This window comes from Nocardiopsis sp. NPDC006832, assembly GCF_040635885.1.
Classification (GTDB): Bacteria; Actinomycetota; Actinomycetes; order Streptosporangiales; family Streptosporangiaceae; genus Nocardiopsis.
In genome coordinates this window covers 1-14,404 of sequence record NZ_JBEYLC010000047.1, presented here as the reverse complement: position 1 = coordinate 14,404, position 14,404 = coordinate 1, and the positions used below count along the sequence as shown (strand labels likewise).

At 68.9% G+C, this 14,404-nt stretch carries 9 protein-coding genes and 1 riboswitch; of the genes, 8 read left to right on the top strand and 1 reads right to left on the bottom strand.

Annotated elements, in window-relative coordinates; translation table 11 throughout:
* Positions 1–442 precede the first annotated feature (442 nt).
* The gene (locus ABZ717_RS20615; RefSeq protein ID WP_358512957.1) at positions 443–796 is read left to right on the top strand and encodes a hypothetical protein; all 354 of its coding nucleotides are present in this window, start codon (positions 443–445) and stop codon (positions 794–796) included.
* Between the two features lie 277 nt (positions 797–1,073).
* On the opposite strand, the gene ABZ717_RS20610 is transcribed toward ABZ717_RS20615, so the two are convergent.
* Positions 1,074–1,835: a hypothetical protein gene (locus ABZ717_RS20610; protein ID WP_358512955.1), complete on the bottom strand. Its 762-nt coding sequence runs from the start codon at positions 1,833–1,835 to the stop codon at positions 1,074–1,076.
* Between the two features lie 221 nt (positions 1,836–2,056).
* Here ABZ717_RS20610 and ABZ717_RS20605 point away from each other — a divergent pair, with 221 nt between their 5' ends.
* The 7 genes from ABZ717_RS20605 (at position 2,057) to ABZ717_RS20575 (ending at position 13,962) form a co-directional block, all read left to right on the top strand.
* Positions 2,057–5,002, top strand: coding sequence for a sigma-70 family RNA polymerase sigma factor (locus ABZ717_RS20605; RefSeq protein WP_358512953.1), 2,946 nt, complete (start codon positions 2,057–2,059; stop codon positions 5,000–5,002).
* 197 nt (positions 5,003–5,199) lie between these two features.
* Positions 5,200–6,843: an NYN domain-containing protein gene (locus ABZ717_RS20600; protein ID WP_358512951.1), complete on the top strand. Its 1,644-nt coding sequence runs from the start codon at positions 5,200–5,202 to the stop codon at positions 6,841–6,843.
* A 34-nt stretch (positions 6,844–6,877) separates the two neighbouring features.
* Positions 6,878–7,441 carry a hypothetical protein gene (locus ABZ717_RS20595; RefSeq protein WP_358512949.1) on the top strand — a complete coding sequence of 188 codons (564 nt, stop codon included), beginning with the start codon at positions 6,878–6,880 and terminating at the stop codon, positions 7,439–7,441.
* 391 nt (positions 7,442–7,832) lie between these two features.
* Positions 7,833–8,037, top strand: a riboswitch (cobalamin riboswitch).
* A 155-nt stretch (positions 8,038–8,192) separates the two neighbouring features.
* Positions 8,193–10,781, top strand: coding sequence for a ribonucleoside-diphosphate reductase subunit alpha (locus tag ABZ717_RS20590; RefSeq protein WP_358512947.1), 2,589 nt, complete (start codon positions 8,193–8,195; stop codon positions 10,779–10,781).
* A gap of 94 nt (positions 10,782–10,875) precedes the next feature.
* On the top strand, positions 10,876–11,955 hold the full coding sequence (locus tag ABZ717_RS20585; protein WP_358512945.1) for a ribonucleotide-diphosphate reductase subunit beta: 1,080 nt from the start codon (positions 10,876–10,878) through the stop codon (positions 11,953–11,955).
* A 204-nt stretch (positions 11,956–12,159) separates the two neighbouring features.
* Positions 12,160–13,371, top strand: a complete 1,212-nt coding sequence (locus ABZ717_RS20580) for an acyl-CoA dehydrogenase family protein (protein WP_358512943.1) — start codon at positions 12,160–12,162, stop codon at positions 13,369–13,371.
* Positions 13,372–13,749: 378 nt separating this feature from the next.
* Complete coding sequence (locus ABZ717_RS20575; RefSeq protein WP_358512941.1) at positions 13,750–13,962, top strand: DUF397 domain-containing protein; 213 nt, start codon at positions 13,750–13,752, stop codon at positions 13,960–13,962.
* Positions 13,963–14,404: the final 442 nt, after the last annotated feature.

Sequence of the window (14,404 nt, the reverse complement as noted above, 5' to 3'; positions counted from 1 at the left end):
GTCCGGGCCGCCGCGCACACGGGCGAACGACTCGATCGCCGAGGCCTTCCTCTCGGGTACGTCGGGCATGTCCGCTCCGCCCGCTCCGCCCGCCCCGGAACGTCCTCGGGAGGCGCCGACTCCTCGGCCGGAAGCGCCACGTCGGGTACCGCCGCCGAACCCGTATCCGTGGGAGGGGCCCCGACCCGAACCGACGCCCCCGCCGAGCGAGCCCTGGAACCCCCCTCCGAAGGACTCGGCGCCCCCTTCGGTCACGCCCCGGCAGGACACAGGACCTCGGGAACCCGTGCCGTGGGAGGCCCCGCGAACCGACCCCCGGGTCCAAGCGGAGCCAGGGCCGATCGCACCCGACCCCCTTCGTGAACCGGACCCCGCCCCCGTCCCGGAACCGCCGTCGGCCCCGCGCCCCGAGGCCCGGGTGGAGGACACGTCCGCTCGTCCGGTGGAGTCGGTTCCGCCCGAAGAGCCGATTCGGACCGAGGGAACCCTCCGGCCCGAGGAACCGCTCTGGCCGGCGGCCCCCGTGCAACCGGCGGCCCCGGAACGGCCCGAACAGCGGACCCGGCCCAAGGACGAGGCCGAATCGTCGGGTGTCGACTCGGAACCGTTCGCGTCGAGCACCTTCGATCCGGTGCCGTCCGCCAAGGGCATCGAGGCGTGGGCCGACATCGTGGACCGGACCCCGCCGATGCCGGGCGGTTTCGAGGAACGCATCGTGAACGTGCGGGCGGTCCCCGCGTCCCTGTTCGGTAGAGCGCTGTTCCGGGTGAGCCTTGGCCGGATCAAGGTCGGGTGACGGGCCGAACCGGGCGGCCACGCCCCTGCGCGAAGGAGAGGGGCGCGCCCACCTCCCCTGTGTGAGCGCGCCCCGGCGCGTTCGTCAACGCGCCCTCCCGTCCGACGTTCCCTTGGGCCGCCCTCTCTCGGGGCCAGAGGGCCCGGGGTGGTCGTCGGGCGGGGGCCGACCGCTCTGCGCGCGTCCCCTCGGCGTCGCGCGGCGGTCGGCGTTGCCGTCCGGTGGGGGCTCCTCTCCCCTCAAGGAGGGCCTGGTCCACCGGAACGGCGTCAGTGGGTCATCGGTCGGATCGAGCACCCCCGCCGTCCAGGGCGTCGAGCAGGGACAAGGCCTCGGCGTGGGTGCCGGGCAACGGGACCGACCACACGGCCGCCCCGTGCTCCCAACCGGTCTGTTCGCGCAGGAGGTCCAGTTCCTCCGCGAGGTTGGGTCCGTCCTGGGTCAGCACCGCGATCCGTGAGCGGTTCACCAGGCACAACGACTCGCCACGGGTGAAGAAGCGGCGCAGTTCGTGACCGAGCACGATGAGCCGCGCCGTCCGCCGCCAAGGGTCGAGTGAGGGGTCCAGCGCCATGACCACCAGACGGTGGTCGAAGGCGGCGGGCACGCCGTCGTCGATGCCCCGGTAGAGCTCGCCCACCCTGGTTCGCAGGTAGCCACGATCGGCCAGTCCGGTCAGCGGATCCTGGCAGTGGTCCCGGTCGCGACCACCTCGCTCCCAGCCCTCGGCCAGGGCTCGGACCATGGCGAACGGTGATCGGTCCAGCCCGATCGAGCGGGTGAACGCGTCCAGGTCCGTCAGGGCGCGCCCGATCCCCACACCCACACGGGCGCGGGCCTCGCCGAGCCTCGCGCAGGGTTCGGTGAGTTCGCCACCGTGCGCGTAGGCCTCACAGAGGACGTCCACGGCCGGGGTCCACCAGTCCTCGGACCGGGACCAACCCGCTGCCTGTGAGCGGTGCCTCCACGGCGTACGTAGTTCCCGAGCGCGGTGAACGTTGCGGCCCCCCGCTCCGGCTCCTACTTCGATCTCGCCCATGGTTCAGCTCCTGGTCGTCGTTTTCCCAGGTGGACGGAGGTGGGCCCGCGCCCCCGCGGTGGGCTCCCTCCGTCCGCCTCACCCCTAATCACGGAGATCGGTGGCGTTCATGACGCGGATAGGGGATATTTTTCGAGAACGTGTTTTCGGACGCCGAACCCACGCCCCCACGTCCGGTTCCGGTCAGCGGTGGGGCTGGACTACGAGTGAAAGGGCGCGGGGTGACCGACGCCGAAGGGGAGTACACAGAGACATTGCTCGGTGACGCTCAGATCATCGAGCAGGTCAAGGGTGGCGACAACGCCGCCTTCGGGGCCCTGTACGAACGCCACGCGACCGCCGCGCGTGGGCTGGCCCGCCAACTTCTGCGCGGTGAGGCCGAGGTCGAGGACGCCGTGGCCGAGGCGTTCACCAAGGTGCTCAGTGTCCTCCAACGCGGGGGTGGTCCCAGCGACGCCTTCCGGCCCTACCTGCTCACCGCGGTCCGCAACGCCGCCTACGACCGGGGCCGAGGCGAGAAACGCCAGGTCGTCACCGACGACATGGAGAGCTACGACTCGGGTGAGCCCTTCGTCGACCCCGCCCTCGAAGGGCTGGAGCGATCCCTGATCGCCCGGGCCTTCCTCTCCCTGCCCGAACGCTGGCAGTCGGTCCTGTGGCACACCGAGATCGAGGGGGTCAAGCCCGCGGAGGCGGCGACCATCCTGGGAATGAACCCCAATGGGGTGGCCGCCCTGGCCTACCGCGCGAGGGAAGGGCTGCGGCAGGCCTACCTGCAGATGCACCTTGCGGGTAGCGGGACCGCGGAGACGTGCCGTCCCACGATCGGTCTCTTGGGCGCCTACGTGCGTGGTGGCCTGGCCAAGCGGGACACCGGCAAGGTGGACCGGCACCTGGACGACTGCTCCGACTGCCGCGAGGTGTACGCGGAGCTGATGGACGTCAACGTCGGGCTGCGCGGGATCGTGCTTCCCCTGGTCGTCGGCTTCGGCGCCACGGGTTACCTGGCGTCCGTTCCCGGTGCGGCCGTTTCCGGCGCCTGGTGGAACCGGATGTCCAAGCGTCGGCAGCAGGCCACGGCGGGCGCCGCCGCGGCGGCCTGCGTGGCGGTGTCCGTCGCCCTGGCGATGGTGGGCGCGGACGCCCCGATCGAGGAGGACCCCCCGACGGCGGCGGCTCCGCCGATCGACGCCCCCGCGGAGGACCCACCGCCCCCGGCCGCGGACTCGGATGACCCGGACACACCGCCCGCCGATCCGCCTGCGCCGGAGGAGCCCGTTCCCGCGCCGGTGCCCCCCGCGGACGTACCCGCGGCCGAGTCGCCCGATCCGCCCCCGCCTCCGAGTGAGCCGGAACCCGTCCCCGAACCGGAACCGGAACCAGAGCCCGAACCGGAACCCGAACCGGCACCCGAAGAGCCCGAGGTACCCGAGGCACCCGCGGAGTGGCCGGAGTTCGCCGTGGGCATCGACCCCGTCGGCTCCCTCGTGCCCGGTGGCGACGGGATCATGGTCCTGGACGTGCTCAACACCGGCGCGGACACCACCGAGGACGTGGTCGCCGAGATCACCCTGCCCCCCGGTGTGGAGATGGTCTCCTCGGGTGGTGCGGGCAGAGCGATCCCGTTGTCGGTCGGTCACGGTGACTGGGGCTGTTCCGCCGGTGGCGGCGGTGGTGAATGCGTGCGGTCGGACATGGCCGCCGGTGAGAGCAGCACCCACTTCCTGGATGTCCGAGTGGCGCCCGACGCCGACGTGGACGTTCCCGCCGACGTGGCGGTCTCCTCCGGAGAGGTGCGCTACACCGCGACCGGTGAGCGTGGCGTGTCCTCGGAGGGAATCCCGGCCAGATACGCCACGGCCGGTCAGGTGCGCTCCGAGAGCGTGGGCAACACCCTGATGACCTGCATCGAACCCGAGCAGCCGGAGAACCCGAAGAACCCGTGGCCCTGGCCGTGGTGGGAGCGTCCGCGGGTGCCGGGGAGCGGGGACGACAACCCCCTGGCCCCGCCCGAGCGGTCACCCGACGCGGAGACCGATGTCGACCCCGACTCCGAGCCGGGTGCGGACGACGCCGATCTTCGTCGCCCTCCCGCGGACACCGGGACCCCTGGGACGGAGGGGGAGGGTGCGCTCGATGATCTCCTCGGGGAGGGAGGGGAGATCGGCGGCGAAGAACAGGAATTCGATCACGATCTTCCGGGGGTCCCCGGGCTTCCCGGAAACGAAGGGTCGGACGGCGGGGAATCCGGTACCGAGACCCCCGAGGCGCCCGAGGCCCCCGAGACCCCGGAGGAGACCGAAGGACCCGAGGCGCCAGAGGACGGTTATGAAGAGGAACCGGAGGAGGACGAGGAGCCGGGCGAGTGCGCGCAGGCCCGCGACCGCTCCGGTGAGCGTCTCGACAACGACAACTGGGTGATGGGGCCCCTGGACGACGACCGGGACCCCACGACGACTTCGTCCAGCGCCGCGACCTGGGAACTCCCCGCGGGCGGATCCGTGCGCTGGGCCGGACTGTACTTCTCCGCGGCGGGCGACCCGAGCGCTCCGACCGCTCGGATCAAGGGGCCGGGCATGGCCTCCTACACGACGGTCACGGCCGCCGACGTTCGTTCCGCCGAGCTGCCGGCCTACCCCGCCTACCAGGCGTTCGCCGAGGTCACCGAGCTGGTGCGTTCAGCCGGCGGTGGCCAGTGGTGGGTCGGTGACGTTCCCGCGACCGAAGGTCGGGGGGCGTACGCGGGGTGGAGCCTGGTGGTGATCCTGGAGGACCCCTCGGTGGAGGGGCACCGGCAGGCCATGGTTCTGGACGAGACCTCGGCGGTCTTCCAGGACGAGGTCGGCGCGCGGTTCCCGGTTTCGGGACTGCTGCCGGCGTCGGTCCCGGCCACGTTCGACGTGGTGGCCTGGGAGGGTGACGCCGATCTGGGCGGGGACCGTGTGCTCTTGGACGGCGTCCCGCTCGATCCACGCGAAGGCGGCGGTGACGCCGGCAACGTCTTCGTGAGCTCCGCGCGAGGCTCGGATGGCGACCCGATGACGTTCGGGACGGATGTGGTCCGATTCGACGCGCGGCTCGGACGCGAATCGGAAATCCGAATCTCCTCCGGACAGGACGCCTTGTTGATGGGCGCGATCGTGCTCACGGCCCCGATGCGCACCTGAGTCGAACATCGGTGCGGAGTTCATCGTGTGCACAGGGCGACCGAAGGGCCCGCGCCGACCGGGAAGGCCTCCTGTGTGTAGCAATGTATTGACGGGGAGTATTCAAAGGCGGCACGCAAAATCAGACAGACTTGGCTAGGCTGTGCCCCGGTCATGGATATGGCCCCAGAGATCGACAGGGAAGGGGGCGGTGTCACGTGGACCGTTGCGCGTTGTTCGTCGACGCGGGATACCTTCTCGCCGACGGCGCGATGGCCGTGCACGGAACCCGGAACCGGGACTCCGTCGCCTGGGACTACTCCGGTCTCGTCCAGTTCCTCAACGAGGTCGCACGGGATCGCACCGGCCTGCCGCTCCTGCGTTGCTACTGGTACGAGGCGGTCGCCGACGACCGGAGGGCCCAGGAACAGGACGGCATCGCCGACATCCCCGGCATCAAGTTCAGAGCGGCGAAGATCCGGCCCGGCCGCCGCGAGGGCGTGGAGGGCTACGTCCAACGCGACCTGACCACCTTGGCCCGCACCGGTGTCCTCTGCGACGCCGTCCTGGTGAGCGGTGACGAGGACATGGCCCCCGTGGTCGCCGACGTCCAGGACCTGGGTGTGCGCGTCACCGTCGTGCACATCTCGGTGGAGGGCAACTGGACCATCTCTCGGGCGCTGCGCCAGGAGTGCGACGACCTGATCGAGATCGGCGCCGGTCACCTGCGCCCGCACGTCAACCTGCTCTCCGGTGGTGGATCCACCCAGGAGAACGCGGCGAAGACGACCACGCCCTTCGCCAACGGACGCTCCCAGGCCCCCGCCGAACAGTCCCCCCACCCGGTGGCCTCCGGGCCCCGGAACGGCATGGTCGAACCGGCCACGCCCTCCACGGGTGGACTCGAAGCGATGTTCGCCGGCACCGGTGGCCAGCCCGTTCCACAGGGCAGCGCCATGGAACAGTTGCGCGCGATGCGTCGCTCGCTGGCCCAACAGCGCGGCGACCACCTCGCCGGCCCCTCGGGCGAGAACGCCCCTCCCGGAGCGATCGACGCCAACGGTTTCCCCTCGGGGGGACAGGCGGTGAACGGCAACGGGGTCTACCCGGGCGCCGGTCAGAACGGGCAGGCCGGGTACGTCGGCCCCCACACGGGCGCCCATCCGGCGCCGCGTGGAGCGGACGGAGGGTACGGGCTGCCGGCCAGACCCGGACCCGCCCAGGCGGCCGGAGGCGGTCCACAGGGCTTCGCCGGAACGGGCCCACAACAGGCCTTCTCCAATACGGGACCACAGCCCGCCTTCGGGGCGGGCACCGGTCCACAGGCCTCGTTCGCGCCCGACCCGCAACAGGCTCCACCCCATAGAAACCCTCCCGCCCCCGACCCCAGGTTCGGTGGCGGACACGGCGAGGAGCAGGGGTTCGGAGGTGGGGCGGACACAAACCCTACCTATGGGACCAGTACGGCAACTGACACCGCGCACAGCGGTGGCGCCGCGCCCCGTTTCGGGGAACGGCGACCTACTGGTCCCGAGTACGACGGCCGATTCGGCCCCGGCGGTTACCAGGAATCCACTCACAGTCCTGGATATGCCCAACAGACGGGGCTCGGCGCGCATACCGTTGATGATGCGGTGCACATCGCGCACAAGGAAGGGAACGACTTCGCGGAGTCGATCGCACGCGAGGCGCCGGTCCTTTGGGTGGAGGCCGTCCTCGCCCGCAGGCCCCGGATGCCCTCGGACCTGGAGGCTCGTCTGCTCCAGGGATCCTCGCTCCCGATCGACCACCTGCTGCGCGACGAGGTCCGAGATGGACTGCGCCAGGGGTTCTGGCAGGCCTTGGAGCGTGCCAGGCCCTGATCGGTGGGTGGGGAGAGCGAGTTGGGATGGGGCGATGCGGTTGACCCACGTGACGACGGCAGAACTCGACCGGTTGGAATTCCACGCCGTCCGATCCGGTGAACACGGCCGGACCGCCGCCCGACTACTGGACCTGGCCAACAGCGTCGACGCCGGTAGCGAGGTCACGCGGGCGGAGCTGTTCGTACGCGCCGGAGAACAGTGGGAGATCGCCCAGGAGTTCGAACGCGCCTGTTCCGCCTATCAGCGGGCCATAGACGATGGTGGCCCCACCGTGGTCGACGCGCACGCCCTCAGCGCCGGCGCCCTGTTGCAACTGGACGAGCGGCAGCAGGCCGAGGGGCACCTCAAGCGGCTGGAGACCGGTGAACCGGTCGGATTGCCCACCCACATCCACGTCACCGAGGCGTTGTACGCCCACGACGACCTGGAGGGCGCCGAACGGTGGGCCACCGTGGGCGCCCGACGACACGCCGGGCGCCCACAAAGTCCGTGCGATCGGGATCTGTTCCTCGAACTCCTGCGGATCCGATTTCGGATCAGGGCCGACCTCGGGCTGGCGGAGGATGATCTGGACCTCCTTCTCGACCAGGAGTGACCGCGCGATCCGACGAGATCGTAGGCGATCGGAGCGGGCGGCCTCCGGTTCGGTCGTCCCGCGCGTGTCCCGTGGTGGCGGGTTTCGGGGTGGGGCGGCGGCGCGGGTCGAGCACCGACAGACCGGGATCGGCCGGCCGCGAGTGAGGTTTCCTACCCTGCCCAGAGGTGCCGTGGCGGACACCCGGGCGAGGTGCCGGGTGCGTTCGTCCCGGGAACGTCCTAGGCTGTGACGCGCCCCCTTCGGGGACCCCTCCCGATACCGTCGCGCAGCCCCGTTCCGGCGCTTTCATACCACGCCCGGGAGGCGTGTTCGACGATCGTCGAAGAATCTGAGAAATCAGCGACACGCCATCATCTTGCGGTGTTCCAAGCCGCCATCCCCTAGATGTAGTATCTGTCCCGCTGGTGGTTCACCGGGCTCGCAAGGGGCCGGTGACGCGAGAGGGAACCCGGTGCGAGTCCGGGACTGCCCCGCAGCGGTGAGTGGGAACGAAGGTCGTCACGCGCACCGGGAACCCCCGAAAGGTCCCGGGAAGCGACGGCTCGGTAGGGCGCCCACGAGTCCGAAAACCTGCCATCGGCACACACCCCCAGGTGTGTACAACGTCGGGGCTTCGAGGGAGAGTCGCCGCGACCCGACGATGGATCGCACGCATCCGGTGCGGCGATCCATCGTTGTGAGCCGCACGCTTGTCACTTGTGCCCCCGCACCCCCACCGGGACTCTTTTACCGAGGTTGGAGCCGCTGTATGACCCTTGACGTCGAGGCCGTGCCCGCATCCGTTCGGCCCGGACCGAACAACGAGGGCGGTCGTCCCGCCGCCGTCGACCGGATCGAGCATGTCGTGGCCGAGGCCTGTGCACGGCTCTCCGGCGTTTCGGCGGAGAAGGTCCTGACCGAGGCGCGTCGCGGGTTCTACCCGGGCATCGCCGACGCCGAGGTCGAGCTCGGCGTCGTCATGGCCGCCCGCAGCTTCGTCGAGGTCGACCCGAACTACTCCTACGTGGCCGCTCGCCTGCTGCTGGACAAGCTCCGCACCGAGGCCCTGAGCTTCATCGGCGGCGCTCCCGAGACCGCCACCCAGGCCGACATGGCCGAGGGCTACGCGGGCTACCTGGCCGCCTACGTCGGTCGTGGCATCGACCTCGGGCAGCTCGACCCCGCCCTCGCCCGGTTCGACCTGGGGCGTCTGGGCAAGGCCCTGCACCCCGAGCGCGACGAGCAGTTCACCTTCCTCGGCATCCAGACCCTGTACGACCGCTACTTCCTGCACAGCGACGAGGTCCGCTACGAGCTGCCGCAGGCGTTCTTCATGCGCGTCGCGATGGGTCTGGCCCTCAACGAGGACGACCGTGAGGCCCGCGCGATCGAGTTCTACGAGCTGCTGAGCTCGTTCGACTTCATGGCCTCCACGCCCACCCTGTTCAACGCGGGCACGGTGCGCGCGCAGCTGTCGTCCTGCTTCCTGACCACGGTCGGCGACGACCTGCAGGACATCTTCCACGGCATCAGCAACAACGCCATGCTGTCCAAGTACTCGGGCGGTCTGGGCAACGACTGGACCCCGGTCCGCGGCCTGGGTTCCCACATCAAGGGCACCAACGGCAAGAGCCAGGGCGTCGTCCCGTTCCTGAAGATCGCCAACGACACCGCGGTCGCGGTCAACCAGGGCGGCAAGCGCAAGGGCGCGGTCTGCGCCTACCTGGAGACCTGGCACATCGACATCGAGGAATTCCTCGACCTTCGCAAGAACACCGGTGACGAGCGCCGCCGCACCCACGACATGAACACCGCGAACTGGGTTCCGGACCTGTTCATGCAGCGTGTGGAGGAGCAGGGCACCTGGACCCTGTTCTCGCCGGACGAGGTCCCGGACCTGCACGACAAGTACGGCAAGGACTTCGTCGAGGCCTACGAGAAGTACGAGGCCGAGGCCGAGGCCGGTCGTATCAAGGTCTCCAAGAAGATGCCCGCCGTGGACCTGTGGCGCCGCATGCTCACCATGCTGTTCGAGACCGGCCACCCGTGGATCACCTTCAAGGACCCGTCCAACCTGCGTTCGCCGCAGCAGCACAACGGCGTGGTGCACTCCTCCAACCTGTGCACCGAGATCACGCTGAACACGAACAAGGACGAGGTCGCGGTCTGCAACCTCGGTTCGGTGAACCTGCCCCAGCACGTGGGCCCGGACGGCGTCGACGTCGAGCGTCTGCGTCGTACCGTCCGCACCGCCGTGCGCATGCTCGACAACGTCATCGACGTGAACTTCTACACGATCCCCGAGGCGCGTCGCGCGAACATGCGTCACCGCCCCGTGGGTCTGGGTCTCATGGGCTTCCAGGACGCCCTGTTCAAGATCCGCACGCCCTTCGCCTCCGAGGGCGCGGTGAACTTCGCCGACGAGAGCATGGAGCTGATCAGCTACTACGCCATCGAGGCCTCCATGGAGCTGGCCGCCGAGCGCGGCTCCTACGAGAGCTTCGACGGTTCGCTGTGGAGCCGCGGCATCCTGCCGATCGACTCCCTGAGGCTGCTGGCCGACTCCCGCGACGGTGCCCTGGAGATGGACCGCGGCGAGACCCTGGACTGGGACTCACTGCGCGAGCGCGTCAAGACCACCGGGATGCGCAACTCCAACGTCATGGCGATCGCGCCCACCGCGACCATCGCCAACATCACCGGTGTGAACCAGTCGATCGAGCCGGTCTACCGGAACCTGTTCGTCAAGTCGAACATGTCCGGTGACTTCACCGTCGTCAACGACTACCTGGTCCGCGACCTCAAGGAGCGGGGCCTGTGGGACGACGAGATGGTGTCCGCGCTGAAGATGCACGACGGCAGCCTCGGTGAGATCGACCGGGTCCCGGACGACCTCAAGGCGCTGTACGCCACCGCGTTCGAGGTCGACCCGACCTGGCTGGTGGACGCGGGTTCGCGCCGTCAGAAGTGGATCGACCAGGCCCAGTCGCTGAACCTGTACATGGCCGCGCCCAGTGGTAAGAAGCTGGACACCCTGTACCGTCGCGCTTGGCGCTCCGGGCTCAAGACCACGTACTACCTGCGTTCGCAGAGCGCCACCCACGTGGAGAAGAGCACGCTGAAGGGCACCGACGGCCGCCTGAACGCCGTGTCGGCCACCCCGACGCCGGCCGCCGCGCCGAGCCCCGTCGCGACCCCGAGCCCGAGCCCGAGCCCGGCCGCGACCCCGAGTCCGGCAGCGAGCCCCCGCCCGGCCCCGGCCCCGGTCACCGAGCCCACGGAGCCCGAGGACGAGTTCGAGATCATCGAGGACCAGGCGTGCAGCATCGATGACCCCGAGTGCGAGGCCTGCCAGTAGGAACGCCCGGGGCCGGCGGGCGACCCCCGCCGGCCCCTCCTCGCCCCTCCACTCCCGTAGACGACCCGGTACGACCGGAGAACGGAACACGAGCATGACCGCGGTTTCCGAGAACAACGCCGCCTCCACCGGTCTCGGTGAGATCCAGCGTGACGCCGAGCGCGTGAACGTCGACGACAAGGCGATGATCAACGCCCGCGCCGACGTGAACCAGCTGCTGCCCCTCAAGTACACGTGGGCGTGGGAGAAGTACCTGTCGGGGTGCAACAACCACTGGATGCCCACCGAGGTCGCCATGCAGGCCGACATCGCGCTGTGGAAGTCCAAGGACGGGCTGACCGACGACGAGCGCCTCATGCTCAAGCGCAACCTCGGTTTCTTCGCCACCGCGGAGTCCCTGGTCGCCAACAACATCGTCCTGGCCGTGTACCGCCAACTGACCAACCCGGAGTGCCGCCAGTACCTGCTGCGCCAGGCCTTCGAGGAGGCCGTGCACACCCACACCTTCCAGTACATCTGCGAGAGCCTGGGCCTGGACGAGGGCGAGCTCTTCAACATGTACCGCGAGGTCCCGTCCATCACGGCCAAGGACGCCTGGGCGCTCAAGTACACCCAGAACCTTGAGGACCCGGAGTTCCGCACCGGCACGCCCGAGGCCGACCAGGCGTTCCTGCGGGACCTGGTCGCGTTCTACGTGATCTTCGAGGGCATGTGGTTCTACACCGGCTTCGCGCAGATCCTGTCGCTGGGCCGCCGCAACAAGATGGTCGGTATCGCCGAGCAGTACCAGTACATCCTGCGCGACGAGTCGATCCACCTGAACTTCGGCATCGACGTGATCAACCAGATCAAGATCGAGAACCCGCACCTGTGGAGCGAGGAGTTCCAGGCCGAGGTCCGGCAGATGCTGATCGACGCCTGCGAGCTGGAGGTCTCCTACGGCCGCGAGACCATGCCGCGCGGTGTGCTGGGGTTGAACTCCGAGCTGTGCGAGAAGTACATGCACTTCATCACCGACCGGCGCGCCGAGCAGATCGGCCTGCAGCCCATCTTCGGTGAGACGGAGAACCCGTTCCCGTGGATGTCGGAGATGATGGACCTCCAGAAGGAGAAGAACTTCTTCGAGACCCGAGTGATCGAGTACCAGACGGGTGGCGGCCTGGACTGGGACTAGATCCTCTTCCCGGGAGAGACCTCTCCCTCCACGGCCCGGGGCGGGCGCGCGCCCCGGGCCGTTCGCGTGCCCGAGGAGGGTGCCCGGGTTCCTGGCCGGTTCCGGTAACGCGCTGACCGGAGGAGGCCAGAACCCGAACGAAGTCGCGTCGCCCGCGTCGAAACCGGGTGCGACCAGGAAGTTCCTGGCGCGGAGGGGAGCGACGTGGAACATTACTTCGGTGCTGAGCGGCACCGGACGCTGCGGGAGGAAGTACGCGGGTTCGCACGGCGGGAGGTGGAACCCCGGGTCCCCGAGATGGAGCGACGCCGTCGCGTCGACAAGGGCCTCTCCCGGCTGATCGCCGAGCAGGGCTGGCTCGGGGCGACCGTGGACCGAGGCTACGGCGGGATGGGACTCGGACACCTGGCCAAGACCATCATCATCGAGGAACTCTCCAGGGTCAGTGGGGCGATGGGCGCCATGGTCCAGGCCTCCCAGCTGGGGGTCGCCAAGATCGTGCACTTCGGCGACGAGGCACAGCGTTCGACCTGGCTGCCCGAGGTGGCCGCGGGCCGTTGCATGCCCACGATCGCGGTCACCGAGTACGGCTCCGGCGGGCACGTCCTCGGGATGACCACCAGCGCGGTGCGCGACGGTGACGAGTACGTGCTCAACGGGCAGAAGGTGTTCGTGGGCAACAGCCACGTCGGTGACCTGCACGGCGTGGTGGCCCGGACCGGCCCCGGATCGAAGGGCCTGTCGGCGTTCCTGGTCGAGTCGGACCGCCCCGGTTTCTCCCTGGGCCGGCACGAGGGCACGATGGGGTTGCACGGCTTCAGCTTCGGTGAACTGCGCTTCGAGGACTGCCGGATTCCGGCCGCCAACATGCTGGGTTCGGAGGGTGATGGGCTGTCGGTGGCCTACTCGTCCAGCGTCCTGTACGGGAGGGCCAACCTGGCCGCGGTGGCCCTGGGCATCCACCGCGCCCTGGTCGAGGAGACCAGCGCCTATGCCCGCCGACAGCATCGCTACGGCAAGCCGCTGGCCGAGGTCCCGGCGGTCAAGCTCAAGCTGGGCCAGATGCAGTCCCGGTTGATGGTGGCGACGCTGTCGCTCTACCACGCGGTGTCGTTGCTGGACCAGGGTCTGCCCTGCGATCACGAGCTGATCAACGCCAAGCTCGTCAACGTGGAGTACGCGCTGGACACCGCGCGCAACGCCATGGAGGTCCACGCGGCCCGCGGTCTGTACACCGACAGCCCCGTCGAGCGGTACCTGCGCGACGCCCACCACATCTTCGCGCCGGCCGGCACGAGCGACGTCCAACTCCTGCGGTTGGGAGAGGTCGCGTTGGGCACCGACAAGGGTCAGTGGTCCGAACGCCTGGCGGGTCGGCTGAGGACCGCACCGGAGCCGTTGCTCTCGGTGGGCTGACATGAAGTGCGGGGGTGGGAGGGGAAGAGACCGCCCCCGCCGGTCAGGTCAAAGGTAGGCCCTTTGAAAATGCCATCAAAGAGGCACGAAGAATGACACTCGATACCAGATTTCCCGCCGAAAGGAAACGGTCTGGTCACCACATGGGAACGGTTTGACAAACTGAAAGGATGTCCGGTTTGGGGCTCGCGTGGCAGGTGTTGCTACGCTACCGTTCCGATCATCACTTCCCGCCGATCCAGTGCGTGCTTGCTTTCATCGCTTGCTGCCCGTGATCCGTTCCGGGCTGCCAAGTCATCATAGTCCATAATATGAGATCGCCCGGGCGCTGTGCGGGAAAAGGCCAAAGTCAACGAAGACCAAGGGCAGGGTCGGCGCATGTTCGAAACACACATGGGGAACTCCCAAGACTTCTTCGGTAGGTGGCGCAAGTCGCACTACTCCTACGACATCGGTGCCTGCTGTGAAGTGCTCAACCTGACCTCAGGGGAATCATTCTTCCGTGACTCCGTTCACCCGGAGGATGCGCAGTTGAAGTTCGAGAACCGTGAGTGGACGACCTTTCTCGCGGTTTCGAAGGGATCCTTCTAGCTCTTTCGGTGTTGGGGCCTGACAGGTCCCGGGACGCGACCTCCCACCCGGAGTGTTCCGAGTGGGAGGCGGTAAAGGCCGTTTGTTGGGTAGGGAGCGCGGGGTAGGTTCCTGCGTGCCCCGAGCCCGGTATTCGAAGCGGAGCCGCACGGTGTCCGACACTTCACACCACAATTCCCTCGAACATCTTGGACAACATGAACCCGCCAGGGTCGAGTCACGGATTTCGTGGGTGTCCGGCCAAGCGGTCCAAGCCAGGGACGTCCACGGTGGTGTTCATTTCCATGGCTCCAGCGGCGTTCTACCGCGCCAGGCCATCCCCCGTGAGCTGCCCAGCGACGTACACGGAGCCTTTTTCATCTTGCTTCTCGGAGCTGAAGGACCAGCACAGCACGGGTGATCTCCCCGGCCCGCTGCGGGCAGCAGCGCAGGCGGCGCAGGA